This is a genomic window from Aminobacter anthyllidis (genome assembly GCF_018555685.1).
Lineage (GTDB): Bacteria > Pseudomonadota > Alphaproteobacteria > Rhizobiales > Rhizobiaceae > Aminobacter > Aminobacter anthyllidis.
The window spans coordinates 622,214-647,477 of the sequence record NZ_JAFLWW010000003.1 but is presented as its reverse complement, the minus strand read 5'-3'; the positions used below and the strand labels follow the sequence as shown (position 1 = coordinate 647,477).

Sequence of the window (25,264 nt, the reverse complement as noted above, 5' to 3'; positions counted from 1 at the left end):
CTCCCGTCGCCCACATCGTCACACGGCTTTGAAGGCAGGGCAAGAGGATCGCAAGGCTGTGCCTGAGGCAGGCGCAAGCAAAATGCGCCGCGCTCCAAAAGCGGCATCTGATGTCGCATCTAGCCCATTGGGTAGCAGGTGCCACACTCAATATTCCCTTGGGGAACCATGACGACATCAAGTCGCGCCCATCTGGAGGAACGCAGTCTAATGTCCAGTGAACTCGATCATCTCAGCCGCCTCGTTGTCAGTGGCCGGCTGTCGCGCCGCGACTTTCTCGGCCGCGCCGCCGCACTTGGCGTGACGGCCCTGTCGGCCAACACGCTGCTTAGCAGTGCCGCGCTGGCGCAAGCGCCTGTCAAGGGCGGCATACTGAAGGCCGGCATGGTCGGCGGTGCCGCCACCGACAGCCAGGACCCGGCGACCTGGGCAAGCCAGGTGCCCTACACCATCGGCCGCTGCTGGGGCGAGCAGATGCTGGAAACGTCGCCGACCGGCGAGATCGAGCACCGGCTTGCCGAGGAATACAGCGCCTCCGACGATGCCAAGACCTGGACCTTCAAGATCCGCAAGGGCGTGACCTTCCACAACGGCAAGGACCTGACACCCGCCGACGTCGTGGCGACGCTGGAGCGCCATGCCGACGCCAATTCCAAATCGGCAGCGCTTGCCTTCGTCCAGCAGTTCGACACCGTCAAGGCCGATGGCGATACCGTCGTCATCACGCTCAAGGAGCCGAATGCCGACCTGCCTTACGTGGTCAGTGATTATCACCTGATGATCCAGCCCAACGGCGGCAAGGACAACCCGACCGAAGCCATCGGCACCGGGCCCTACAAGGTGGTGGTCAACGAGCCGGGCGTGCGCCATGTCGGCGAGTTGCACAAGGGCTATTGGGGAGCGGACAAGCGCGGTCATGCCGACCAGGTCGAGATCGTCGTCATCAACGACGCCACGGCCCGTACCTCGGCACTGCAGGGCGGGCAGGTCGACATGATCAACCGCGTCGAACCCAAGATCGTCGACCTGATCAAACGCGTGCCGGGCGTGACGATCCGCAACGTGCCGGGCAAGGGGCACTATGTCTTCATCGCCCATTGCAACACCGCACCGTTCGACAACAACGACCTCCGGCTGGCGCTGAAATACGCCGTCGACCGCGAGGAGATGGTGCAGAAGATCCTGAGCGGCTACGGCTCGGTCGGCAACGACATGCCGGTGACCAAAGCCTATGCGATGTTCTCCGACGACATCGAGCAGCGCAAATACGATCCCGACAAGGCGGCGTTCCACTACAAGAAGTCGGGCCACAGCGGGCCGGTGCTGCTGCGCACCTCCGACGTCGCTTTCCCCGGCGCCGTCGATGCCGCCCAGCTCTACCAGCAAAGTGCCGCCAAGGCCGGCATCACGATCGAGGTCAAGCGCGAGCCGGGCGACGGCTACTGGTCGGAAACCTGGAACAAGCAGCCGTTCTCGATGTCCTACTGGACCGGGCGGCCGACGCAGGACCAGGTCTATTCGATCGCCTATCTCTCCAAGGCCGAGTGGAACGACACGCGCTTCCTGCGCGAGGACTTCGACAAGCTGATCTTTGCGGCGCGCGGCGAACTCGACCAGGCCAAGCGCAAGGACCTCTACCGCCAGGCAGCGGTGATGCTGCGCGACGAGGGCGGGGTCATCGTGCCGATGTTCAACAACTACATCGATGCGACCGGCACCAGGGTCGGCGGCTGGGTCGACGACCCGAATGGCGACCTGATGGGCGGCCACGCGCTGACCAAATGCTGGGTCAACGCCTAGGCCAAGGCAGTGCGCGCCTGTTCCCCGTGACGCGGGGGACAGGCGTCTGATATCGATTGGGCATTGCGTCGAGGGTTCGGCACCAGTGAGTGCCGGCCCGCCCAGTCTTTGGCCGGGAGACCCGGTACGGGGCTGTCGAACATCTCATCGTGACTTTGCTTCGATGACGGGCCGGGCCCCGGCGTAGCCTGGATCGGTGCGCCGAAGTGCAGTTTATGCCAGCGTGCGATGTTGCTTGACCTGTCGGGTCGGAAATCGGATGGAGGGCGCAGCGAAGCCCGAGAGCGAGCCGAATTCCCAATGACCGCCGAGCGTTCGCCGATTGCCGCCGTCATCGCCCTCGGCATCACCCAGATCATCGGCTACGGCACGCTCTACTACAGCTTCTCCATTCTCGCCGCCGACATGGCCAAGGACTTGTCCTGGCCGGTCGAGTGGCTGTTCGGCGCGCTTTCGGCGGCACTGCTCGTCGGCGGGCTGACCGCTCCCTGGCTCGGCAACTGGATCGACCGCTACGGCGCAGGCCGGATCATGATGGCGGGTTCGGCCGCTGCCGCAGCAGCACTGGTTGGCTGCGCGGCAGCCCCCGACGCGGCCACTTTCGTCATTGCGCTGGTGGCGGTGCAGGTCGCATCGAACCTCGTGCAGTATGGTGCCGCGTTCGCGCTGCTCGTCCAGATCGCGCCACGGGCGGCCCAGCGCAACATCACCTATCTGACGCTGATCGCCGGTTTTGCCTCGACCGCCTTTTGGCCAATCACCTCGGCGCTGCATGCGCAGATGTCGTGGCAATCAGTCTATCTCGTTTTTGCCGTCCTCAACCTGGCCGTCTGCCTGCCGCTGCATGCCTGGCTGTCGTTTCGCCGGAGGGGACAAGGCCAGGCCGCAAGCGAACCGCACCAGCATGTCGAGGGCTCGCTTGCGACTGCCGTGCGCCCGCTCGGTTTCGCACTGATGGTGATTGCGCTTTCGGTGCAGAATCTCTTGAGCGCGGCGGTGCTTGTCCACATGGTGCCGCTGCTCTCCGGCTTGGGGCTTGGCGCCACGGCTGCGGTCGTCGGCACGTTGTTCGGGCCCGCCCAGGTGCTCAGCCGCTTCATCAACATGGTGGTCGGCATCAACCTGCCGCCGCTGACGCTTGCAGCGATTTCGGCGGCGCTGATGACCGCTGGCGTCGGCGTGTTGGTGGCCACCGCTCCATCGATCGCGGGCGCAATGATATTCGCGATCATCTTCGGCATGGGCAACGGCCTGTTCAGCATCGTCACCGGCGCGCTGCCGTTGGCGCTGTTTGGCAGCGACGGCTATGGCAGGCTCCAGGGCCGTGCCATGTCGGCCCGGCTGATCGTGTCGGCGGTCGCGCCGTTCGCGCTGGCCTTCGCCATGGCCAAAATAGGCATTTCGTGGTCGCTGGCCTTCACCATGCTGCTCGGCGTGGCAGCGCTGGTGATCTTCGCCGCGATCGGCAGGCTTGCCGGCCGCCCGTAGCGCAGGGCATCGACGAGCCGGGCGAAGGCCGAGGACGATTGCCGGCGGCGTCTCGGGATGAGGTCAGGCGGCGTGCCAGGCCTGCAGCTGGGCGAGCGATGCCGTGGCGCCACCGCAGACGATCATCAGCACGCGCTCAAAGCGAGCCAGCGCGCCAGCATGCCCATAGGCAAGCGCGAGCGTCGCGCCGCAGGCCGGCTCGACCAGAACGCGGTGGTCGTCGACGAAGCGCAGGCAGGCCTCGACGGCGGTGCGGTCGCTGACCACCACGCTGTCGACGGCGCTGTTCTGCGTCACCTCGAAGGCGCGCTCGCTGACCATGCGGGCGCCAAGCGAGGTGGCGATGCTGGTGATCGCCGGAAGCTGTATGCGTTCACCCGCCTTGATCGACGCTGCCAGCGAAGCCGCGCCCTCGGTCTCGACCGCGACGATGGGGATATGCGCCAGGCCGTTGCGCGCCAGGCCCTCGACGACGCCCGACATCAGCCCACCGCCGCCGACCGACACGGCGACGGCATCGAAGGACAGCCCTTCGGCGACGACCTCGTCGATCATCGTCGCATGGCCGGTCCAGAGCAGCGGATCGTCAAAGGGGTGGATGAAGGCGGTGTCCGTATCGAGCGCCGACATGGCGCGCTCGTTGGCCTCCTGCCAGGAGGCGCCATGGACGATGACCTCGGCGCCTTCCTGGCGGATCAGGGACTTGGCCAGTTCCGTTGCCGTCTCGGGAACGAAGACCGAGACGGGGATGCCGAGCCGGTGGCCGGCATAGGCGACCGCGATGCCGGCATTGCCGCCAGAGGACGAGACGAAGCGGCGCTTGCCGCCCGTAGCATGATGTTCGCAGGCAGCGCCGATGCCGCGAATCTTGAACGAGCCCGGCGGCTGCAGCGCATCCATCTTCAGCCAGATCGACCGACCGCCGGCCAGGCTCAGCGGGCGGGATTCGAGCAGAGGCGTGTTGATGTGCAGGGGCATGGGTTTCAGACCTCGGGGAAGATGTCTGGCGCTTATGAGCCATGTAAAAGACCCGCGCCAGCAAGCAGGTGCGGGAAACGACCGAGCCAGCGCCCTTGAGCCGCCGGCAGATGCCGTCAGGGCGCTGCCTGCGGTATCGGGAACGCCTGCAGCAACCTGTCCACGGCCGGCATGTCGCCTGAAATGCGGGCATCGCCTGATTTCACCGCCGCATCGATGCTGACGCCGCCGAACAGGATGCTGTCGAGCACGCTCGACGTGCCCGAGAATATTGCCTGCGCCGACATCAGGGCCTCGTCACCGAACCGGATGTCGAGCCCCTCAGGCGTTCCGGAGACGACCGCCGTGCCGTCGGGCATGTCGAGGCAGACGCAGAAGCTGCCGTTGTCGCATGGCGTGTACATCGCCCGCATCGCCAGGAGCAGTCCGGCGCGGCTGATGGGCAGACCCTGTTCCAGGAACGGCGAACGCGCGGCCCATTTGCCCAGTGTCACGATGGTGTCCTCGAGCTCGCTGCCCCATTCGGTCAGTTCGTAGATCCATGACGCGGCGGGCGGCGGCAGCTTGCGCCGGCGCACGATGCCCGTCTCCTCCAGCGTTTCCAGGCGCTGCGTCAGCACGTTGGGGCTGATGCCCCGCAGGTCGGTGCGCAGGTCGGTGAAACGCTTCGGTCCGAAGAGCAGTTCGCGCACGACGAGCAGCGCCCAGCGCTCGCCGATCAGATCGAGCGCATGGGCGGTCGCGCACCCGTCATCGTAGCTTCGGCTCTTCGTGGTTCGCATTAAAAACTCAGTAGTTGCTTTTTAGGACTAGATAGTTCACACATATTTACCTTGTCACGCAGGCGCCTGACGATCAAGCGCTCCAGGGAGACGATGATGGACGAGCATGACGAAATGCCCCGGGCGGGGCGGCGCGAATGGGCGGCTATGGCAATCCTGGCCTTGCCATGCCTGCTCTATTCGATGGACCTGACGGTGCTGAACCTCGCCGTTCCAGAGCTTGCTGCCGACCTCGATCCGACGCCCGCCCAGCTGCTGTGGATGGTCGACATCTACGGCTTCATCCTCGCGGCAGCACTGATCCCGATGGGGGTTTTCGGCGACCGCGTCGGCCGCAGGCGGCTGCTGCTGTGGGGCGCATTCGCTTTCGGCGTGGCGTCGCTGCTCGCCGCCTTCGCCAGTTCGGCGCCGATGATGATCGCGGCACGCGCACTGATGGGCATCGCCGCGGCGACGCTCGCGCCGTCGACCCTGTCCATGGTCCGCAACCTGTTTCCGCATCCAGAGGACCGCAGCAAGGCCATCGGCGTGTGGATCGCCAGCTTCTCCGCCGGCGGCGCCGTCGGTCCGCTGGTCGGCGGCGTGCTGCTCGAATATTTCTGGTGGGGCTCGGTGTTCCTCATCAACCTGCCCGTCATGGCGCTGCTTCTGGTTCTCGGCCCGAAGATGCTGCCGGAGGCCCGCGACGGCACAGCGCCGCGCCCCGACATGGCGAGTGCTTTCGGCCTGCTGGTGGCGGTTCTCGGCCTGGTCTATGCGATCAAGAAGGTGGCGATGGACGGCTGGAGCGGCGAGGCCGGCCTTGCGCTGTCGCTGAGCATCGTCGCCACGGCGCTGTTCCTGCGCCGGCAGCGGCGGCTCACGGTTCCGTTCCTCGACCTAGACATGTTTGCCTCGCCGCGCTTTTCGGCGGCGCTGACGATCAACATTTTCGGCTTCTTCGTCGCCTTCGGCATGTTCCTGCTGGTGGCGCTCTACTTCCAGCTCGGCCTCGGCTTGACGGAGCTGCAGGCCGGGCTGGCTTCGGCGCCGTCGGGCGTGGCCTTCATCGCTGGATCGCTTGCCGCGCCGGCGATTGCAGCACGCATCGGCACAGTCCCGCTGATGGCGCTCGGCTTCGTCGTCGCCGCAGCCGGCTTCGCGCTGGCGGGTGCCGCTGCTGCGAGCGGCGACCTCATGCTGATGATCTCTGCCTACTGCCTGTTCTCGCTCGGGCTTGCCCCTGTCTTCACCATGACGACCGACATCATCGTCGGCTCGGTGCCGGCATCGCATGCCGGTGCCGCCGCCGGCTTGTCCGAGGCGAGCACCGAACTCGGCGGCGCCTTCGGCATTGCCGTGCTCGGCAGCCTGCTGACGATGCTCTACCAGTTGGCGCTCGCCGACTATCCGCAACTCGCCGATCTGCCGATGAGCGCGGCACTGGGGCCGGACAGCTCGGGTGCGCATCTGGAGACGGCGCGTGAAGCCCTGGGGCAGGCGCTCGAGACGACGGCATATCTGTGCAGCGCCATCGCCGTCTGCGGCGCTGCATTGACCTTGATCATCCGCAAGCGCGACGGCCTGCTGACCGAAACGCAAGGCACCTGAGGCGTGGCTGCGGGGCATCGTCCGCAGCCCATATATGGCCCGGCAGGTTCGCGCCTGCTGGCTTTGCCACAGCCCTTTATATCAGCGATGCATCATTCATCATAAATGGAAGTGTCGGCGGTGACAGCAGTTGGTCCAAGTGTTGCCGCGTTGCCCGATCGCGTTGACTGTGAAATCCTGCGGATGCCCCTGTAGAGGCCAGCCTGAGAACTGCGATCCAACAGATCCAAACTGCAATGGCAATTGAAAGGACTGCGGACATGCTAAATTCGATGCGGCACGTACTTCTTGCAACCTCCGTCGCCCTGGTCTGGGCCGCCCCCGCGGGCGCGCAGAGCGAAACGACCAACCAGGCCATCGACCAACAGCTCGGCGATCACACCAAATACGAGGCCGTGATCAAGGCCCTGCAGACGGCGGTTGCGGCGCATGACGCGGCGGGCGTGGCCGAGCTTGTGAGCTACCCGATCGGCGTGAGCGTCAACGGCAAGGAAACCCACATCAGGTCGGCGAAGGCGTTTGCCGAGCACTATGACGGGATTTTCACGCCATCAATCACCAAGGCGGTCACCGATCAGAAGTACGAGGACCTGTTCGTCAACTACAAGGGCATCATGTTCGGCGACGGGCAGGTATGGATCAATGGCATCTGCCATGACAACGCCTGCAAGGAATTCGACGCAAAGGTCGTCACCATCCAGGAAGGCCCCGGCAAATAGACGGACTGCAGACGCGGCCTCGACAAGGGAAAGTGACGGGCACTTGATGCCTTCGGCTTTGGTCCGCACCAAACCTCGCGCATCGATAGCTTAGGGCCGCCTGCGCGGCATATTTGCCCGAGCCCGAGCTCTTAGAAATGCTCCATCGCGAGCTTGCCCTTGGAGGCCTTTGCGGCGCCTGCGGCTAGCTCCGCCAGCGTGACCTTGCCGAATTTTGCCAGCAGGATCGTCGCGGCCTCGTCCATCGCCTCGGCGAGCGAGACATTGACCGCCTCTTCGACGGTGCAGTTCGGGTTGTCGCCGGCGAGGCCGATGGCGAAGAGCTGCGGCGCGCCGAGCGCCTTGTGGATGTCGAGCAGCGTTATCTCCTCCAGCGGTCGCGCCAGCACCCAGCCGCCGCCATGCCCTTTCTCCGAGCGGACATAGCCCTGGTCGCGCAGTCCGGCCATGGTCCGGCGCACGACCACCGGGTTGGTGCCGAGCATCGTCGCGATGGCATCTGACGTGGCGGTGCCCTCGTGGTGCTGCATGTGGATCAGCACATGCAGCATGCGGGAGAGGCGGGTGTCGGGTCTCATCGCAGTCTTCTTTCGCGCGGTTCAGTCGCCTTCGGCGGCTGAGCAGACCTAACAGATGCGCGATCACGCAACAACAGGAGTTGCGTGAAACTTGACGTCGTCGATCATGTAACTTATGAAGTATCGTGATATTCCGAAGGGCCATCAGGCCTGCCGGGCAAGTGCAACACATCAAGGAACTGCGGTCATGAATTTCGACGTTGTCATTGTCGGGGGCAGTTATGCGGGGATTTCGGCCGGGCTGCAGCTTGCACGTGCCCGGCGCAAGGTTCTGGTGGTCGACGCGGGTGAGCGCCGCAACCGCTTCGCCGCGCAGTCCCATGGCTTCCTCGGCCAGGATGGCCGGGAACCGGGAGCGATTGCCGCCGACGCGCGGACGCAACTCGAACGCTACCCTGATGTCACCTGGATCGAGGGCAGGGCGGAGGGCGCGCGGCGGCAAGAAGGTGGCTTCGCCATTGGCCTCGGCAGCGGCCATGTCGAGATCGGCAGGCGGCTGATCCTGGCGGCGGGGGTCTCCGACAGCCTGCCCGATATACCCGGCCTGCGCGAGCGCTGGGGGCGGTCCGTGTTCCATTGCCCTTATTGCCACGGCTACGAGCTGGACCAGGGCCGGATCGGCGTGCTCGCCGTGTCGGAGCATTCCATGCATCACGGCCTGATGCTGCCGGACTGGGGCACGACGACGCTGTTCACCAACGGCGCTTTCGTTCCGGATGCCGATCAGTTGCGCCAGCTTGCGACGCGGGGCACGGCAGTCGAGACGGCGCTGGTTCGAGAGGTCAGGGGCGAGGGCGCTGACGTCGTGCTCGATGATGGCCGCGTGGTCGCGCTGGACGGGCTGTTCACCATGCCGAGGACATCGCTCCAGATCCCTTGGGTCGAACAGCTGGGCTGCGAACTGGAGACCGGGCCGATGGGGCCATTCATCAGGACCGATGCGATGAAGCAGACAACAGTGCGAGGCGTGTTCGCCTGCGGCGATATTGCGCGCGCGGCCGGCTCGGTCGCGCTGTCGGTTGGTGACGGCGCCATGGCCGGGGCGGCCACGCATCGTTCGCTGATGTTCGAGGCAGACTGAGCCTTGAGCGCCCAAAGAAAAAGCCCGGCAGGAGCGAACCTGCCGGGCTTCTTGTTGTCAGGAATGACCGCAATCAGTCCTTGGCGTTGAGGTTGGTGCCGAGCGTGTCCTTGACGAACAGCGTGCCGACAATCAGCGACATGGCGGCAATGGCGATCGGATACCAGAGGCCGTAGTAGATATCGCCTTTCGCTGCGCTCATCGCGAAGATGATGGCGGGCAGCAGTCCGCCGAACCAGCCGTTGCCGATGTGATAAGGCAGCGACATGCCGGTGTAGCGGATACGCGTCGGGAACATCTCGACAAGGATCGCGGCGATCGGGCCGTAGACCATGGTCACGTAGATGACCAGCACGAACAGAATAGCGATGACCATCGGCCAATTCACCTGGTCGGCGGGAGCAACCATCTTGAAGGCGCCCGCGCCGGGTACGGTGTAAACAGCCACCTCGGTCGCGCCGGCTGCCTCCTCGGCAGTGATCAGCTTGTCCTTGATGGCCTTGTCGACTGGAACCATCGCCTTGTCGCCGGCGCGGATTGCGGCGGCGTCGAGCGCGAGTTTCGGATTGCCGGCAACCAGTGCATCGAGCTTGGCGTCAACCACCTTGGCCGGGTCGCGGACCAGCGGGTAGCCGCCGTCCTGAAGGGCTGTGTTGATGCCTTTTGCCAACGCAGCGCTCTTTGCTGCGGCATCCGCACCTGCGGCGACCGCATCATAGGATTGGACGGTTTCCTCGCCGATCTTGACGGTAGCTGCTGTGCCGGCCGCGGCGGTCGCGACGATGTCATAAGGAACCGAGCTTTTGGTCAGGAAGTCCGTCGCGATATCGCACGACGTCAATGGCTTTCTGGTGCCAACGGGATTGAACTGGAAGTTGCAATCGCCGGGGGCGGCGGTCACCGTTGCCCGCACGTTCTGCTGTGCGGTGGCGAGTGCCGGGTTAGCGGCCCAGGTCAGTGCCTTGAACAGCGGGAAGTAGGTGACGATGGCGAGTGCCAGGCCTGCCATGATGATCGGCTTGCGGCCGATCTTGTCGGACAGCCAGCCGAAGACGACGAAGAACATCGTGCCGAGCGCCAGCGAGATGGCGATCATGATGTTGACCGACTGCGCGTCGACCTTGAGCACGTTGGTCAGGAAGAACAGCGCGTAGAACTGGCCCGAGTACCACACCACTGCCTGGCCGGCGGTGAGGCCGAACAGTGCGAGCAGGGCGATCTTGGCGTTCTTCCACTGGCCGAAGGCTTCCGACAGCGGCGCCTTGGAGCCCTTGCCCTCGTCCTTCATACGCTGGAAAGTCGGCGATTCCGACAGCGAAAGCCGGATCCACACCGAGATGCCAAGCAGCACGGCCGAAAGCAGGAATGGAACGCGCCAGCCCCAGGCGGCGAATTCTTCCTTGCTCATCATGCCCTGGATGACCAGGATGATGACCAGCGACAGGAACAATCCGAGGGTTGCGGTGGTCTGAATCCACGAGGTGTAGTAGCCGCGACGGTCGTCGGGCGCGTGCTCGGCGACATAGGTCGCGGCACCGCCATATTCACCACCGAGCGCCAGGCCCTGCAGCATGCGCAGCACGATCAGGATGATCGGGGCGGCGATGCCGATGGAGGCCGCACCGGGTAGCAGGCCGACCAGAAAAGTCGACATGCCCATGATCAGGATCGTTACCAGGAAGGTGTATTTGCGGCCGACGAGATCGCCGATGCGGCCGAAGACCAGCGCGCCGAAGGGGCGTACCAGGAAGCCCGCAGCGAAGGCGAGCAACGTGAAGATGTTGCGCGTCCCTTCCGGATATTGGGTAAAGAAGTTAGCGCCAATGAAGGCGGCGAGGGCCCCGTAGAGATAGAAGTCGTACCATTCGAAAACGGTGCCGAGCGAAGAAGCGAAGATGACCTTCTTCTCTTCTCGCGTCATGCCGCGCCCGCGGGCGTCGGCTGTTGCCGAAATTGCCATAGATGTCTCCTCCCAGAGTGCCGGCGGTAAGGGTGGAGAGCAATCTCCGCGCGAATCCGCCTGACCTAACCACGTCGAATTGATAACGCCGCAAGACGGGCATTATCCATCGCTGCTTTGGGATTATGACTTTGGTCGTAGAAGCAAACGCGAAGTCATTTCGACCATCATGTTGCGTTGCAAACGACGATGCAGGGGCTTGGCCGAGAAGAGGCGGGCCGCAAGCTTGGCGCGGCCCGTATGGGCAGGCCGCCAATTTCAAACATTCTGGCCGATGCTGCCCGGCGCCGAGTTGCGTCGCCGGGCAGACTGGTAGGGAAGCGGACTTAGGCGGCCCGCTCTTCCTTTTCAACGAGGTAGCCGCGATCGCGCAGCCACCTTGCGATGATGATTTCAACCATCGACGACACCGAGCGGTGGTCGTCCTTGGCCGCCTTGACGAGCGCCTCCTTGAGGTCGCGTTCGATACGGAATCCGAGAGGATGAGTCTTAGACATGATAATTCCTGAGACTGTTTCGGGAGTGTCCCGGGGGATGAGGGCCAGATGGCGGCGACGGCCCATAGGCGTGGTCGCGGTCATCAGGTCATGCGGCGCAGGTGGGGCGCGTTGCGCCGTCAGGCCCGAACTGGAGGCGCGCGCGGCTCGCTGGTTCGGTAGCGCAGGAAGCTGAAAAGCGGGTCGATCGACTGCGAACCGCCGATCAGGTCGACGGCTGGAACGGCACTGGAGACGCGCAGCAAGGCGCCGTCGTCACTGCCGTCGCCGTTGCTTTCGGCGAGGGGCAGGCACGTGTCGCTGCAGGCCGGAAGTGCAAACGGGTCGTCCGCGAGGCGATGGGAGCTATCGGGGGCCGACAGGCGTGCTTCAGGATGATAGCCGCCAGCTTGAGCGTGGCTCGATGCAACCGAGGCCGTGAGGGCAGCAAAAACCGGCAACAGCAATAACAACAGGCGCGTGAGCAAACTTGTGCTCCTTCGTCCCTGCTGCTGCTGTCTGCGCTGATACAATTGCTGCCTCTGACTGCCTCTGCATACCTCCGCCTGACAGGGCGGATATAGTTATTTTAGAGTAACAGATTAGACCGGCACGGCAATATGCAAATGTATGATAGCGTATGAGATTCAGAATGTTTCTGTTGACGTCTGCATACAATTTCAGGTTGCTTTATGCAACCGGCAAATGAAAACCCGGCCGAAGCCGGGTTCCCGTTCGCCCATCGGGCCTGCTTAGGCAAGCGAGGCGGTGAAACGCTGGATGCGCGTGCAGGCCTCTTCCAGAAGTGCTTCCGACGTGGCGTAGGAGATGCGGAAATTCGGGCCGAGGCCAAAGGCCGAACCGAACACCACCGCCACGCCTTCGGCTTCGAGCAACTCGGAGCAGAAGGTTTCGTCGCCGTCGATGACCTTGCCGGATTGCGTCTTCTTGCCGATCAGGCCGGCACAGGACGGGTAGACGTAGAACGCGCCTTCCGGCGACGGGCAGGTGATGCCGCGTGCCTGGTTGAGCATCGACACGACGAGGTCGCGGCGGTTCTGGAAGATCGCCTTGTTCTTGGCGATGAAGTCCTGCGGACCGTTGAGCGCTTCGACCGAAGCCCATTGGGCGATGGTGCAGGCGCCCGAGGTCTGCTGGCCCTGGATCATGTCCATTGCCTTGATCAGCTGTACCGGACCGGCGGCATAGCCGATGCGCCAGCCGGTCATGGCATAGGCTTTCGACACGCCGTTCATCGTCAGCGTGCGGTCATAGAGCTTGGGCTCGACCTCGGCGATGGTCTTGAAGACGAAGTCGCCATAGGTGAGGTGCTCGTACATGTCGTCGGTCAGCGTCCAGACATGCGGATGCCTGAGCAGCACGTCGGCGATGGCGCGCAGCTCGGCTTCCGTATAGGCGGCGCCCGACGGGTTCGACGGCGAATTCATCAGCAGCCACTTGGTCTTCGGCGTGATCCTGCGCTCAAGTTCCGCTGCCGTCAGCTTGAAGCCGTTGTCGATCGAGGTTTCGGCGAACACCGAGGTGCCGCCGCAGATCGCCACCATCTCGGGATAGCTGACCCAGTAGGGGCGGGGGATAATGACCTCGTCGCCCGGGTTCAGCGTCGCCATGAAGGCGTTGAACAGGATCTGCTTGCCGCCGGTGCCGACGATCGTCTGCTCGGGCTTGTAGTCGAGATTGTTCTCGCGCTTGAACTTCTTGGCGATGGCCTCGCGCAGGGGCACGATGCCGGAAACCGGTGGATACTTGGTCTCGCCGCGGCGGATCGCTTCGATCGCCGCGTTCTTGATATTGTCGGGCGTGTCGAAGTCGGGCTCGCCGGCGCCCAGGCCAATGATGTCTCGGCCGGCATTTTTCAGCTCGCGCGCTTTCTGCGTGACCGCGATGGTCGCGGAAGGCTTAACGCGGGAAAGGGCATCGGCAAGAAAGGCCATGACTTCAGGTCTCCGGTTCGGAAAGGACGCGGTCGCTCGACCGCCTTTGCGCATCCAACGGAATGCGCGGCGCTGTAATGTCGCATGACGCAGGGAATCGCAAGCGGATTGACGTTTCCGGCGCCTTCGATGTGCTGGTCCAGGGGCAGGGTGGAAGCTGTGCATAAACAGTCGGCTGGGCGGCGGTCGTTCAAGTTTGAGGCATTGCGTTAACCGCCGATCAAATCTTCGATGAGATTTTGGCAGAGCAATTTCGCCAAGCATTCCGGAAATAGGACGGACCGTGTCGAAGAGCATCGGGCTCGCCCAAATCATCCGGCACGACGACGGATCCGCGTCCGGCGTCTGGGGCGTGCATGCCCTGCGCAGCGCGTTTCAGCCGATTTTCGCCTTTCAGTCTGGCCGCTTGCTGGTCACCGCTTTCGAAGGGCTGATCAGGCCGTTTCGCGGCACGGAGGCCGTGCCGCCGGGCATCTTTTTCGCCGGCGTGGAAGGCATCGAGCGGCTGCATGTCGAAACGCTGACCCGCACGCTGCATCTGCTGAACGCGGCAGTGTTCCTGCCCAAGGAAGCGTCGATCTTCATCAACTTCGATCCGTCGGTCTTTCTCGACCGTTCGATCTCGGAGCATGCGCTGCGCGACATGCGCCAGGTGCTCAACGAAACCGGCATCGATCCGCGCCGCATCGTCTGCGAGGTCACCGAGAAGAAACCGGCTTCGGAAGACGCGCTGTTCGAATTCGTCAGGGCGCTCAAGGGCGGCGGCTTCCGCATCGCCGTGGACGATTTCGGCTCGGACGAATCCGACATCAAGCGCATCCGCGACATCAAGCCCGACATCGTCAAGTTCGACGCCCACTGGATCAGCCGGCTGATGGAATCGGGGGCCGGGTTCGCGCTGCTCAAGGAGATGGTGGCGAACTTCGAGGACAAGGGCATCCGCACGGTTTTCGAGGGGCTCGAGGAAAGCTGGCAGCTGCAGTTGGCCGAGCGCTCCGGCGCCTCGATGGTGCAGGGCTTTGTTCTTGCGCTGCCGGAAATCGTGCCAGCGAACTTTTCCCATTTCGAACCGGTGGCGCCCGAAGCCGCCGGAGACCACAGGGCGGCGCTTGTGCCCGCCGGTGTTGCCGATGCGGTTGCAGTTCGCGCGCCGCGATCAAGCCGAAGCTTCGGCAAGAGGACATTGCATGAGTGACGCGTCTTTCGGGTTTGGCGAACTGCCTCAGGATCTGACCGCCAGAATCGTCGCTGACGAAGTTGGACTGGAGTTTGGCGTCCACGGCGAGTTTCGCTTGCGTTGTGCGATCCAGCCGATCTTCAGGCATGAGGATGGCCGCCTGACGCCGATTGCGGCCGACGCGCGCGTCGTGCCTTACCGCGAGGGCCGACCGGTGGCTGCCGCGGAATTCCTCGCCGAGGTGGCTGACGAAGAGCGCGCGATCGTAGGACGCGCCTGGGCGGTGTTGCCGCTCGCCAACGTCCACAACATGGGCCTCAAGGGCATCGCGCTGTTGTTCAGGCAGGACATCAACGACGATGCCCCTGATCTCGATGATCTCAGCTTCATGGTTCGACGGCTTAAGGGCGAAGGTTTTGAGGCATCGCAACTGATCTGCGAGATTGGTGGCGACGAACAGCTCGCCTGTTCGCTGCGCGCGCTGGGCATGCGCGTCGCACTTGGCCATCATGGGGCAGCGCAGCAGGACGGCGACGCGGTCAAGCGCGTGCTGCCTGACATTGTCAGGCTTGATCGTGCCTCGTTTGAACGTTTCTGCGCCGATGCCGCGACCGGGCGGTTGCTGCGCCCAGTGGTTTCGGAACTCAAGACGCTTGGTGCGGACGTGCTTGTCGAGGGCATCGACAATGAGAGCCGTCTGGAGATCGCCCTTGGTGCCGGTGTCGACCTGTTGCAGGGCGACCTGCTCGAACCGGCAAAGCTGGTCGGCAGCATCTTCGCCGAAGGGCCGCGCGAGACATCGCAATATCGCCGCGGCGAATGCGTGGTGGTGCCGCTGTTCGGCTGACATCAAGGCGAAACATCACGAAAGCTGATGCCTCGCACCAGAACAATTCGCTGGATCGACTCGCCCCGAAAACGATAATCGCTGGCCAAACGGGGTGAACGCGATGATCACGATCTATGGAATGAGCGACAGCGGCAACAGCTACAAGCCGCGGCTTTTGATGGCCAAGCTCGGCCGGGCGTTCCGGCATGTTGAAACCAGCTCGCGCGACGGCTCGACACGCACGGCCGCCTACCTCGCCAAGAACGCCAACGGCAAGGTGCCACTGCTCGAACTCGAGGATGGCCGCTTCCTTGCCGAGTCCAATGCGATCCTGCTGCATCTGGCCGAGGGGACCCGGCTGCTGCCAACCGACGCCTACCAGCGGGCATTGGTCTATCAATGGCTGTTCTTCGAACAATACAGCCACGAACCCTTCGTTGCCGTTCGGCGGACGATGTTTCTCTACCCCGAGCGCGCCGCCCAGGCGACGCCGGAGCGCATGCAAGCGCTGCTCGAGGGCGGCAACAAGGCGCTCGGCGTGATGCAGGTGCAACTTGCGAAGACGCCGTTCCTGGCGGGCGATGCGATGAGTGTCGCCGACATAGCTCTCTATGCCTACACCCATGATGCGACAGTCGGTGGCTATGACCTGGACGCGTTTCCTGACGTCAAAGCCTGGCTTGCCCGGGTGACGGCCGATGAGGGGCATGTGCCGCTCACCTGGCTGCCCTGAAATTGCGCCTATGAATGCAAAAGGCCCGAAGATCGGATCGATCTTCGGGCCTTTTTCTTATGTCGCGCTCAGCGTCGAGATAACTTTGTCGCCATATCGTGCCTAAGCGCAAAAAGAAAAAGGCGGGGTGTAACCCCGCCTTCCGCTGTCAGCAGCTGATCCTGGTTCCATGGACCCGAGGCTCACGGCAATCTGCCGCATCGTCCTTCCGGGTCCTGGTTCCGGCGCGCTTGTCGCGCGGCCGCCAGTACATGCGTGACTTGCAACGCAATCGGAGCTTTCGCTCCCGCGCGCCTTAAATCAGACTGCCTTCAAAGCTCCGGCAGACGAGCGGCCCGTACGACGGTCCTGCTCGATCTCGAAGCTAACCTTCTGGCCGTCAGCCAGCGAGCCCATGCCCGAACGCTCAACAGCGGAGATGTGGACGAAAACGTCCGCGCCACCGGCGTCGGGCTGAATGAAGCCGAAGCCCTTGGTTGCGTTAAACCACTTAACGGTGCCAGTTGCCATTTTGAATATCCTTGTCGTTTGCAGTTATTCTTGACCAAGCGAGCATGCCCAGTCGTTGTATCGAGATTTTGGGGAGAGACGTCTGCAAACGCGAGAGTGTCGCGGGGCACGGATCTGTCGGCCGAAATATCAACGTGCCCGATATAAGGGCAATCGGCGCCAAGTGCAAGCCCTTCCAAATAGTGGATGCCTGAAACCGGCCCCAATTGCCATGCAACCATGGCGGGCGCAGGGTGTTATATTGCGTGGCGCCGCGGCATTGCAGGCGATGCTAGGCAAGGCGCTGTAACGTTCAACCGGCGTACGAAGTTCGGGAGGTCATCATGAGAGCCATATTGCTTGCCGCGTGCCTGACACTGCTGGCCGCCGATGCGCAGGCCGCCTCGCGCTATGTATCGACGAAAATGAGCTGCGCCCAGACGCAGAGCGTGGTGCGCAACCAGGGGGCGGTGATCCTGCGCTGGACATCGCCGACGTCGGGCGTGCCGCGCTACGACCGCTATGTCGCCAACGACCATTTCTGCTCGGCCGGCGAAGAGGCGCAGCGGGCGTATGTGCCCACCGCCGACGCGCGGTCCTGCCCGGTCTATAACTGCAAGCGAATCGAGCGCGACTTCTTCAAGCGCCGGCTGTTTCCGCTGCGCCACTGAACTCACTCTGAGAGGTTGAACGGTCCGGCGCGCCAGAGCACGACATATGGCTCTGCTGCGCCATGTCGGCAGCAGCGATTCGATCGCTGTCAGAACCCGAACGACGCCTGGGTGGTTTGAGGCGGGCCGACGCGCACGCCTTCGAGCACCAGCATCTTTTCCTTCATGTTCGAGCCGCCCGTTGCCGAGAAGCCGCCGATCTTGCCGCCAGCGGCCAGGATGCGGTGGCACGGGATGACAAGGGGAATCGGGTTGGCGCCCAGTGCCGAGCCGGTTTCGCGGAAAAGTCCCTTGCGGCCGGCTTTTTCCGCCAGTCCGCCATAGGTGGTGGTTTCCCCATAGTGAAGGTTTCTGGCGGCGGCGTAGATGTCGCGGCGGAAATCGTCGACGCCGGCAAGATCGACCGGCACTTCGGAGAAGTCGACGTCTGCGCCATCGGCATAACGCCTGATGTCGGCGATCAGGTTGGTGATCCATAACGGCGGCGTGCGATCGCCTGCCACCACGCCGTGACCGGCAAGGCGCAGCAACCGGCGCTCGGCGGCGGCATGGGTTTTCTCGGGCAGGCAAAGCCGGGTCAGGCCGTTGTCGCTCCACGCCAGCGCCATGAAACCGAGCGCGGTTTCGAATACGGCATGAGCGGGCAGGGGGTAAGAGATAGAGGCGTCCATGACCGTTCCTTTCGTCCTCGCGGCAGGCGTGAATTCGGTACAAAGAGGGAACAATTTGCCATGATCTGCGACCGCATGCCACCCGAAAACCGCATCTGCCTGTGGATTGCCCGGGCTCATACGTTGTTGTAGAGAGTTTCGGGCGGGACGAAATCATTAACAGAGTGTGCATTTGCCGGCGATAAAGACCCACCTGCTGATCTCGGCGGTATTGGCGACGGCGCTGCTGTCGGGCTGCCAGACCAACACAGCGGCCCTCAGCACCGATCTCTCGACGGGTGCCGACGTCGCCTTGAGTGCCGACACGGCCCTTGCATCATCCACCGTTGCCGACCTCACGCTGCCTGAAACCGTGGCGGTGGTCCCCACTTCATACGCTTCCGCCGAAACGTCGGCGGCGACAGCCGTGCTGGCTGCTGCTGCCCCCACAGCCGAGGCTTTGGATGTCGCGGTTGCAGCTGACGCCACTGTGCCGGCAGGCGAAGCCGCTGCCGTGACTGTGGCCGCTGCGCCGACGGTGCCTGCTGCGGATGCCACCAAGATTGTCGCCGTTGCTGCCGCCGTACCTGCAACTCCGGCTCTGGCCAAGACACCGGTCGACCCGATGTCGGTGCCGATGGCTGGTGGCGATGTCGTCGTTGTTGCCGGAGCGCCGAAGCTGACCGGCGAATTCCCATCCGCGCCGACGATCGCCGACCATGCCCTGCCGGCCAGCGCGCCGGTGCCGGCGAGCTACCAGGTCGCGTCGCTGGGCAATGTCGCGCCCGAAAGCTTTGCCACCTCGTCCTATGCCGCGCCCGACAGCCCGGCGCTTGCGTCGCGCGGCAAGATCGACGAGCTGATCTCGAAATACGCGGCCCTCTACGAGGTGCCCGAACGGCTGGTGCGGCGCGTGGTCAACCGCGAAAGCACCTTCAATCCGCTGGCCTATAACAGGGGCCATTGGGGCCTGATGCAGATCAAGCACGCGACAGCGCGCGGCATGGGCTATGACGGCCCGGCGCGCGGCCTGTTCGATGCCGAGACCAATTTGAAATACGCGGTCAAATACCTGCGCGGCGCCTGGATGGTGGCCGACGGCAACGAGGACCAGGCCGACAAGCTCTACCAGAGCGGCTACTATTACCACGCCAAGCGCAAGGGCCTGCTCGACGAGACCGGGTTGGGCCGCGACCGCGCCCGCCATCGCGGCTAGACTTGCCGATGCCGTCGCCGCAGGGGGAGAACGACGTCCGTCTGCGCAGGGTGTTGCCCGGTGACCTGCAGCCGCCGCGCTGGCCCGCCGGATTTGCGATGCGGACGTTCCAGGCCTCCGACGCAGTTGCACTTTACGATCTGCTGGAACGCGTCTTCGACGACGGCATGAACGGCCCGTTCGACCAGTGGTGGTCGAGGCTGTCTGCCGATGCTGATTTCGATCCCGAACTTTGCTTCCTGGTCTTCGACGGCGAGGGCCGGCTGGCCGGGGCCGCCCTGAGCTGGACCAGCGGCTTCCTGAAAGACCTTGCCGTCGCCCCCGCCTTTCGCGGCAAGGGTATCGCCGAAGCATTGCTGTGGCACATCTTTGCCACCTTCGCCGCGCGGGGCGTGAGCCACATCGACCTCAAGACCAACCTGATCGACAACGCCGCCGCTGTCCGGCTCTATGTCAGGCTCGGCATGAGCGAGGTCGATTGGGGTGGGTAATTGGATGCAACCAAAAATAGAATTGACTTTGAATATTCTATTTTAGATTGCATGAATACATGAACGGCGTTACGCTGTCTCCTTCACGCAGCCAAGGGGAGGGATCAGCATGGCCGGGCCGAATCTCAGGCAACGTATCGGACACGGTTTCGTCAGCCGCCAGGTGGTGGCGGAAAACGCCGCCATCGCCGCGGCCCAGCAGGGCGCTGGCGCCGAGGGCTTCGCGCCGCTTGCGGTCGGTGGCGCCAAGGGCGAGGCCTTCTTCGACTTCATGTTCGGCGAATTGCGCGGCAAGGGGCTGAAGGCGGATGACGCGCCGCTGTTCGAGCTGGCCAAGGCGATGGTCGAACCCGACCTTGCCGCGAATGATCCCGGCCAGGCCGCGCTCGACAATCCCGCCATTCCGGCCGGCTTCACCTATCTCGGCCAGTTCGTCGACCACGACATCACGCTCGACCTGACGCCGCTGGCCGATGCGCAGGCCGACCCGGAGATGACGCGCAACTTCCGCACGCCGGGGCTCGATCTCGACTGCGTCTATGGCGCGGGGCCCGGACCGCACCGCTTCCTGTTCGAACGGGCGCCGAATTCCAGCGGCGAGATGGTCGACACGCCGAAACTTCTGCTCGGGACGGCGGAAGCCACGCGCGAGAATGTCGACAAGCCGGCGGGCAGCCAGGTCAAGCAGCTGGTTGGCCACGACCTGCCGCGCAATGCCCAAGGTGTGGCGCTGATCGGCGACCACCGCAACGACGAGAATTTGATCGTCGCGCAGCTGCACCTTGCCTTCCTCAAGTTCCACAACGCGGTGGTGGAACATCTCAGGGGCACGGTGCCCGACAACGAGCTGTTCAACGAGGCGAGCAAGACCGTGCGCTGGCACTACCAGTGGATGGTGCTGCATGACTGGGTCGAGCGGCTGACCGAGACGGGCATCGTCGCCAGGATCCTGCACGAGGGCCGCAAGTTCTACCGCTTCAAGACCAAGCCCTTCATGCCGTGGGAGTTCTCGGGTGCCGCCTACCGGCTCGGCCATTCGATGGTGCGGCCGCGCTACAACCATAACCGCATCTTCCGCTCGCCCGATCCGCATCTGGCGGAAGGCACGTTCAACTTCTTCTTCCGCTTCACCAATCTGTCGGGCGGGCTCGACAGCGGCACGCCGGGTCAGGGCACCTTCCCGAGCAACTGGGCGATCGACTGGCGGCGCTATTTCGACCTGCCGGCGCCGCCGGCGATCAAGGCCGAGTTCAACCATTCGCGCCGGCTCGACGCGCTGCTGGCGAGCGAGCTTGGCAGGCTGCCCGGCTCCGACACACCTGAGAAGGCGAGCCTCGCCTTCCGCAACCTCAGGCGCGGGGTGCAGATCGGCCTGCCTTCGGGCCAGGACGTCGCCGCCCTGATGCGCGAGAAGATCGCCTTCGACCCGATCTCGGCGGCCGAGATCGCCGCCGACGGGCCCGACGGACCGGTGGCGAAGAGCCTTGGTTTCCACGACAAGACGCCGCTGTGGTATTACATCCTCAAGGAAGCCAGCATCCGTGGCGGCGGCAAAAAGCTCGGGCCGGTGGGCGCGCGCATCATCGCCGAGACCTTCATCGGCATCGTCCAGGGCGACGCGGCCTCCTATTTGTCGCAGCCCGGCTGGAAGCCGCATCTGCCGGCGGCCACGCCGGGTACGTTCTTCATGACCGACCTGTTGAAGTTCGTGGCGGCGGCCGGTGACCCGAACGGCGTGGCCGATCCGCTGAACCCGGTCGGCGATTGAGGGGATGCGGGGCTTCTTGTGTCCGGTGAGCGCCGGCCTTGCGGCAGGGCGAGCTCGTCATCCCGGGCGAGCGCAGCGAGACCCGGGACCCATTGATTAGCGCGGCCGTGGTGTGGGTTCGCGGTTGCATTCTTGAAGTCTGCCAAGACGAGGACCCGGCCGTATCAGGCGATGGTCCAGCCAATGGGTCCCGGATAACCTCCGCTGCGCTCCGGTTTCCGGGATGACGGCGTCGGTGTGGGCGCCAAGCTTGTTCACGGCCACGCTCGCTTTCGCGCCTGGCCATTGTCAAAGAGCACTCCCTGGTCAGGGAGAAAATCCGGGAAGCGGGGCGCGAGGGCCGGGCCTGCCGAATGTGAGTATGTGGCGCGAACCTCGCGTCCCGCCGGCGATTTCCGTTCCCGTCCGTTCCGCTTCCTGGAGCCGGGGCATTGGCGCCCTTGCCCGCCCTAGCGCTCGTCCAGCGCACCCGGACCGTAGTGCCCGGAGGGGAACCCTTGGACGGAACCTCCCCGGACCGCGGGCCACGTTAGCCCATGGTCGGAGGCGCCGGTTCCTCCCCGCATGCCACCGTCGCGACCGGCGTTCCCGCGGGAGGAACTGGCATGGATTGTACGGGAGGTTTTCGGGGCGTGGAAAAGCGGGGTGGGTCTATCCACGCGGATTGCTGACAGATGGTGACAATGGTTGCTTGCTCGTCGTCGCACAGGTGTTCAAACTGCAACATGCCAGTGTGAAATCGCGGCCTTTGGTGCGTGGGCCGGATATCGCGTGCATCTCGGTAAGCGAGATGCCAATGTCGCGAAATACCGAGTCTTGTGTATCGAGTTCGCCCACAGAGACGGGACGCTTGTCCATTTGAGAGGGAGGGCAGACGTATTTGTTGGCTGGCGTGCGCATTCCACGGTACAAAGAGGGGGACCATTGAGTGAATGAATTGAACCCTACATCTCATCACAACATGAATCAGTTGCTTGGTCCTCTCGGACCAAAACGTTCGGAGCGCGCCAGCCGGACAGATGTGTACTTTTCTGCGGATGTTGAAACCGATGGGCCCATACCTGGGCCGTTTTCCATACTCTCATTTGCTTTGGTTTTTGCCGGAACCTATGACGGCGCGCGTTTCGATCGGCCAAAGGAGTACGACAAGGTATTTTATAGGGAGCTTCGGCCTATTTCCGAGGACTATGAGGAAGAGGCCTTGCGTATAAACGGGTTGGATCGCGGACGCCTGTTGTTAGAAGGAGAGTTGCCAAGTGTCGTGATGGACCAGGCCTTTAAGTGGGTCAAAGATCTATCTGGTGACGCAAACCCAGTCCTCGTTGCCTATCCATTGAGTTTCGATTGGACTTGGCTGTATTGGTATTTTGTTCGTTTTTCTAGAGATGGGTCCCCCTTTGATTACTCGCGTTGCTATGACATAAAGACCGCGTTGGCCGTCAAATCGGGCCTTCCGATTTCTCAATCTGGTCGTTCTAGATTGCCTTCTAATCTCGTTTCTGCGCGTGCGCACACTCATCACGCAGTAGACGATGCCATCGAACAGGCGGAGATTTTTGCGAATATATTTGAATGGGAGGGACGTGGTGGGGGAAATAGAGCGACGTAGGCAGTACACGACGCAGCGCGTCGCTGAACTTCAGTCCAGCCTAATAGATGCTAAGGCTCTCGCCGAAGATCGGGCGTGCATCTATGCTACGGGGTCATTTGGTCGCGTGGAAGCCGGAAAGAATAGTGATCTTGATCTATATATAGTCGGCCAGGATGATGGAAAAGGCGGGAGTCTTTTGGGGCGCCTTGATGAAATTTGTATTAAAGCTGATTTGATATCCTCAATTCGTAAGCTTGGTCTTCCTGAGTTTGATGGGGAGGGAAAGTATCTTATACATTATACTGTTCATGACCTTGTTGATACGCTTGGAAAGCCTGAAGACGATTTGACAAATACATTCACGGCCCGACTTCTCCTTCTCTTGGAGAGCAGGCCGATCGTTGGTCCGGAAATACATTCGGAAACGATAGACAGAGTAATATCCGCCTACTGGGGAGACTATGAGGATCACAAAGAGGATTTTGTGCCAGCGTTCCTAGTGAACGACATATTGAGGCTTTGGAGAACACTCTGCGTCAACTATGAGGCGAGAACTGAAAAGCAACCTGAGGAAAAGAAGGCCAAGAGAAAACTAAAGAACTATAAGCTTAAACATAGTAGGATACTAACTTGTTACTCCGCTATTTTGCATCTCTTGGCAATTTTCGGCAGAATTGGGGCTGTTTCGCCAAGAGACGCGAAGGATATGATCCTGATGACGCCAATTGAGCGTTTGGAGTGGATCGTTGGCCAAAAGGATTTTGCTGCATCGCATGTTGTCGTAGGGAAGCTTATTGCGCAGTATGAGGATTTTCTGATGATGACGGATGTTCCTGAAGCGGACCTGGTGCAGAAGATACTAGACCGAACCATCGACGAAAAATTCTTCCGGAGCGCGTATGATTTCGGCGAGACGATGTTTGAGGCAATAGGCTCCATTGGAAATGGTAACAGATTTCATCGGCTTATACTGGTATAAGTAGCTGAGTGGACGTGATGTGATCTAATTCCCGTCTATCCGCCCCCTCATCTCCAGCGCCCATTCCCGCCCTTCGTCGCCGCCCCAGAGCAGCCAGGCGATGTAGCCGGCGGAGGGGTTCTGCTGGTTGCCGTAGTTCTTGCCGCGCTTGTCGACTTCGTGGCGGGCGAAGTAGCTGACCATGCGCTTGATGGTGTGGGGTGAAAGTTCCGTGCGGGCGACAAGCTCCTCGGCGCGGCCGACGCCGATCTCGGTGCCGCCGCGCCCGAATTGTTTTCTGAGCGCCAGACCTTTGGCGGCGTTGTCGGCGACCACCTGCGGCGGGATCAGGCTTGTGCCCGACGCCTCGCGGCGGATTTCGTCGAACGGGTCGTAGGCGATGGGCATGCGGCGGTTCCTGCTGGTGCATGACCCCGAGAATCGGAATCGATTTTTGGAAAGGATCATGCACGGATTCAAACTGCTACAGCGTCCTTTGCGCGTCCTAAAGGACGCGCGGCGCTGTAGTGGGCAGGGTAGCGGGATGGGCGCGGGATGACGAGGGCGGCGGGCTTGGTGGCGATGGTTTCCCGGATCGACTCGTGGTTCTTGCAGCAGCCGGCAGGGACTGGCGCAGCGCCAGTCAGCAACGATCGGGGACCGTGCGCTGCCTCGGGGCACCCCCACCCCGATCCGCCTTGCGGATCGACCCTCCCCACAAGGGGGAGGGTAAGTTTAGCGCTGCCTCACTTCGAAGCGTAGATGGCGCACTTGCCGGTTGTCTTGAGCTTGTACTTCTTGCCGACCGAGTTGCATCTTTCCAGCGCCTGCTTTTCGGTCGCCTGCGCGGTTGGCCCGTTGAGGGAGACGCCGCAGTAGAAGGCTTCGACGGCGCCCAGATGCGTCTGCGCGTAGGCCGAGTGGCCGGAAGCCGCGACATATTCCTTGTAGGCCTTCTGGCAAGGCCCTTCGGTCTGCTGGAATTGGAGCGGATAGCGCTTCTTGCCGGCTTGGCCGGCCAGCGAGCCCTTGTCCTTGGCGACTGCCGCGACGGGCACGGCCGCAACCAGAAGTCCTGCCAGCACCGATGCCAGTGCCAGTTGCACGGTTTTCAGTTTCATTCCCCAAACTCCCCCAAGTGAATGAGGAAGATTTAGCTGCACTCTATGCGTGTGGGAAGGTGGGTGTTGGAGAAAAACATGCGTTTTTCTCCGCGCTGGGTTTGCGATGGTGTGCGCAGGCGAGGTTGGCGCTGCCCCTCATCTGCCTGCCGGCATCTTCTCC

Annotated in this window: 25 protein-coding genes; 14 read left to right on the top strand and 11 right to left on the bottom strand. The window is 62.9% G+C overall.

The window, feature by feature from the left end; genetic code table 11:
• Window positions 1–210 precede the first annotated feature (210 nt).
• Both J1C56_RS12675 and arsK read left to right on the top strand, forming a co-directional pair.
• Complete coding sequence (locus tag J1C56_RS12675; RefSeq protein WP_214389591.1) at window positions 211–1,800, top strand: ABC transporter substrate-binding protein; 1,590 nt, start codon at window positions 211–213, stop codon at window positions 1,798–1,800.
• A 300-nt stretch (window positions 1,801–2,100) separates the two neighbouring features.
• A complete protein-coding gene (arsK, locus tag J1C56_RS12670) occupies window positions 2,101–3,288 on the top strand; it encodes an arsenite efflux MFS transporter ArsK (RefSeq protein ID WP_214389589.1) in 1,188 nt (395 codons plus the stop codon).
• A gap of 63 nt (window positions 3,289–3,351) precedes the next feature.
• Here arsK and J1C56_RS12665 read toward each other — a convergent pair whose 3' ends face one another.
• Complete coding sequence (locus J1C56_RS12665) at window positions 3,352–4,266, bottom strand: pyridoxal-phosphate dependent enzyme (protein WP_214389587.1); 915 nt, start codon at window positions 4,264–4,266, stop codon at window positions 3,352–3,354.
• A 116-nt stretch (window positions 4,267–4,382) separates the two neighbouring features.
• Window positions 4,383–5,048, bottom strand: a complete 666-nt coding sequence (locus J1C56_RS12660; RefSeq protein ID WP_214389586.1) for a winged helix-turn-helix transcriptional regulator — start codon at window positions 5,046–5,048, stop codon at window positions 4,383–4,385.
• Between the two features lie 96 nt (window positions 5,049–5,144).
• Here J1C56_RS12660 and J1C56_RS12655 point away from each other — a divergent pair, with 96 nt between their 5' ends.
• Window positions 5,145–6,638, top strand: a complete 1,494-nt coding sequence (locus J1C56_RS12655) for an MFS transporter (protein WP_214389584.1) — start codon at window positions 5,145–5,147, stop codon at window positions 6,636–6,638.
• 272 nt (window positions 6,639–6,910) lie between these two features.
• A complete protein-coding gene (locus J1C56_RS12650) occupies window positions 6,911–7,357 on the top strand; it encodes a DEAD/DEAH box helicase family protein (protein ID WP_214389574.1) in 447 nt (148 codons plus the stop codon).
• Window positions 7,358–7,488: 131 nt separating this feature from the next.
• On the opposite strand, the gene J1C56_RS12645 is transcribed toward J1C56_RS12650, so the two are convergent.
• Complete coding sequence (locus J1C56_RS12645; RefSeq protein WP_214389572.1) at window positions 7,489–7,935, bottom strand: Rrf2 family transcriptional regulator; 447 nt, start codon at window positions 7,933–7,935, stop codon at window positions 7,489–7,491.
• A 187-nt stretch (window positions 7,936–8,122) separates the two neighbouring features.
• On the opposite strand from J1C56_RS12645, the gene J1C56_RS12640 reads away from it, so the two are divergent.
• Complete coding sequence (locus J1C56_RS12640) at window positions 8,123–9,016, top strand: NAD(P)/FAD-dependent oxidoreductase (RefSeq protein ID WP_214389570.1); 894 nt, start codon at window positions 8,123–8,125, stop codon at window positions 9,014–9,016.
• 73 nt (window positions 9,017–9,089) lie between these two features.
• Here the strand turns inward: J1C56_RS12640 and J1C56_RS12635 are convergent, their stop codons facing one another.
• The 4 genes from J1C56_RS12635 to J1C56_RS12620 form a co-directional block, all read right to left on the bottom strand.
• Window positions 9,090–10,976, bottom strand: coding sequence for an MFS transporter (locus tag J1C56_RS12635; RefSeq protein ID WP_214389568.1), 1,887 nt, complete (start codon window positions 10,974–10,976; stop codon window positions 9,090–9,092).
• A 326-nt stretch (window positions 10,977–11,302) separates the two neighbouring features.
• Window positions 11,303–11,473: a type II toxin-antitoxin system antitoxin gene (locus tag J1C56_RS12630; RefSeq protein WP_018428911.1), complete on the bottom strand. Its 171-nt coding sequence runs from the start codon at window positions 11,471–11,473 to the stop codon at window positions 11,303–11,305.
• A gap of 119 nt (window positions 11,474–11,592) precedes the next feature.
• The gene (locus J1C56_RS12625) at window positions 11,593–11,940 is read right to left on the bottom strand and encodes a hypothetical protein (protein ID WP_214389566.1); all 348 of its coding nucleotides are present in this window, start codon (window positions 11,938–11,940) and stop codon (window positions 11,593–11,595) included.
• 264 nt (window positions 11,941–12,204) lie between these two features.
• The gene (locus J1C56_RS12620) at window positions 12,205–13,407 is read right to left on the bottom strand and encodes a pyridoxal phosphate-dependent aminotransferase (RefSeq protein ID WP_214389564.1); all 1,203 of its coding nucleotides are present in this window, start codon (window positions 13,405–13,407) and stop codon (window positions 12,205–12,207) included.
• A 283-nt stretch (window positions 13,408–13,690) separates the two neighbouring features.
• On the opposite strand from J1C56_RS12620, the gene J1C56_RS12615 reads away from it, so the two are divergent.
• The 3 genes from J1C56_RS12615 to J1C56_RS12605 all read left to right on the top strand — a co-directional run bounded on the left by J1C56_RS12615 (window position 13,691) and on the right by J1C56_RS12605 (window position 16,146).
• Window positions 13,691–14,602, top strand: coding sequence for an EAL domain-containing protein (locus J1C56_RS12615; protein WP_214389562.1), 912 nt, complete (start codon window positions 13,691–13,693; stop codon window positions 14,600–14,602).
• Window positions 14,595–15,431, top strand: a complete 837-nt coding sequence (locus J1C56_RS12610; RefSeq protein ID WP_214389560.1) for an EAL domain-containing protein — start codon at window positions 14,595–14,597, stop codon at window positions 15,429–15,431. The genes J1C56_RS12615 and J1C56_RS12610 overlap by 8 nt, the downstream gene beginning before the upstream one ends.
• A 103-nt stretch (window positions 15,432–15,534) precedes the next feature.
• Window positions 15,535–16,146: a glutathione S-transferase family protein gene (locus tag J1C56_RS12605; protein ID WP_214389558.1), complete on the top strand. Its 612-nt coding sequence runs from the start codon at window positions 15,535–15,537 to the stop codon at window positions 16,144–16,146.
• A 300-nt stretch (window positions 16,147–16,446) separates the two neighbouring features.
• Here the strand turns inward: J1C56_RS12605 and J1C56_RS12600 are convergent, their stop codons facing one another.
• Window positions 16,447–16,656 carry a cold-shock protein gene (locus J1C56_RS12600; protein WP_109575191.1) on the bottom strand — a complete coding sequence of 70 codons (210 nt, stop codon included), beginning with the start codon at window positions 16,654–16,656 and terminating at the stop codon, window positions 16,447–16,449.
• A 323-nt stretch (window positions 16,657–16,979) separates the two neighbouring features.
• Between J1C56_RS12600 and J1C56_RS12595 the strand changes: the two genes are divergently transcribed.
• The gene (locus tag J1C56_RS12595; protein WP_214389556.1) at window positions 16,980–17,306 is read left to right on the top strand and encodes a hypothetical protein; all 327 of its coding nucleotides are present in this window, start codon (window positions 16,980–16,982) and stop codon (window positions 17,304–17,306) included.
• Window positions 17,307–17,395: 89 nt separating this feature from the next.
• On the opposite strand, the gene J1C56_RS12590 is transcribed toward J1C56_RS12595, so the two are convergent.
• Entirely contained in the window at window positions 17,396–17,977 is a 582-nt protein-coding gene (locus tag J1C56_RS12590) for a methylated-DNA--[protein]-cysteine S-methyltransferase (protein WP_214389554.1), read from the bottom strand.
• 172 nt (window positions 17,978–18,149) lie between these two features.
• Between J1C56_RS12590 and J1C56_RS12585 the strand changes: the two genes are divergently transcribed.
• From J1C56_RS12585 to J1C56_RS12565, 5 genes are all read left to right on the top strand, one after another.
• Window positions 18,150–19,172 (top strand): lytic transglycosylase domain-containing protein, encoded by a 1,023-nt coding sequence (locus J1C56_RS12585; protein ID WP_214389552.1) that lies wholly within the window; start codon window positions 18,150–18,152, stop codon window positions 19,170–19,172.
• A 2-nt stretch (window positions 19,173–19,174) separates the two neighbouring features.
• The gene (locus tag J1C56_RS12580; RefSeq protein WP_420797383.1) at window positions 19,175–19,663 is read left to right on the top strand and encodes a GNAT family N-acetyltransferase; all 489 of its coding nucleotides are present in this window, start codon (window positions 19,175–19,177) and stop codon (window positions 19,661–19,663) included.
• Window positions 19,664–19,772: 109 nt separating this feature from the next.
• The gene (locus J1C56_RS12575) at window positions 19,773–21,431 is read left to right on the top strand and encodes a peroxidase family protein (RefSeq protein WP_246591326.1); all 1,659 of its coding nucleotides are present in this window, start codon (window positions 19,773–19,775) and stop codon (window positions 21,429–21,431) included.
• A 928-nt stretch (window positions 21,432–22,359) separates the two neighbouring features.
• Window positions 22,360–23,040: a 3'-5' exonuclease gene (locus J1C56_RS12570; protein ID WP_338001430.1), complete on the top strand. Its 681-nt coding sequence runs from the start codon at window positions 22,360–22,362 to the stop codon at window positions 23,038–23,040.
• On the top strand, window positions 23,018–24,001 hold the full coding sequence (locus J1C56_RS12565) for a hypothetical protein (protein ID WP_214389548.1): 984 nt from the start codon (window positions 23,018–23,020) through the stop codon (window positions 23,999–24,001). Before J1C56_RS12570 ends, J1C56_RS12565 begins: the two co-directional genes overlap by 23 nt.
• Window positions 24,002–24,025: 24 nt before the next feature.
• Here the strand turns inward: J1C56_RS12565 and J1C56_RS12560 are convergent, their stop codons facing one another.
• Together J1C56_RS12560 and J1C56_RS12555 are read right to left on the bottom strand one after the other, a co-directional pair.
• Complete coding sequence (locus J1C56_RS12560) at window positions 24,026–24,388, bottom strand: hypothetical protein (RefSeq protein ID WP_246591325.1); 363 nt, start codon at window positions 24,386–24,388, stop codon at window positions 24,026–24,028.
• A gap of 338 nt (window positions 24,389–24,726) precedes the next feature.
• Window positions 24,727–25,101 (bottom strand): hypothetical protein, encoded by a 375-nt coding sequence (locus J1C56_RS12555; protein ID WP_214389546.1) that lies wholly within the window; start codon window positions 25,099–25,101, stop codon window positions 24,727–24,729.
• Window positions 25,102–25,264: the final 163 nt, after the last annotated feature.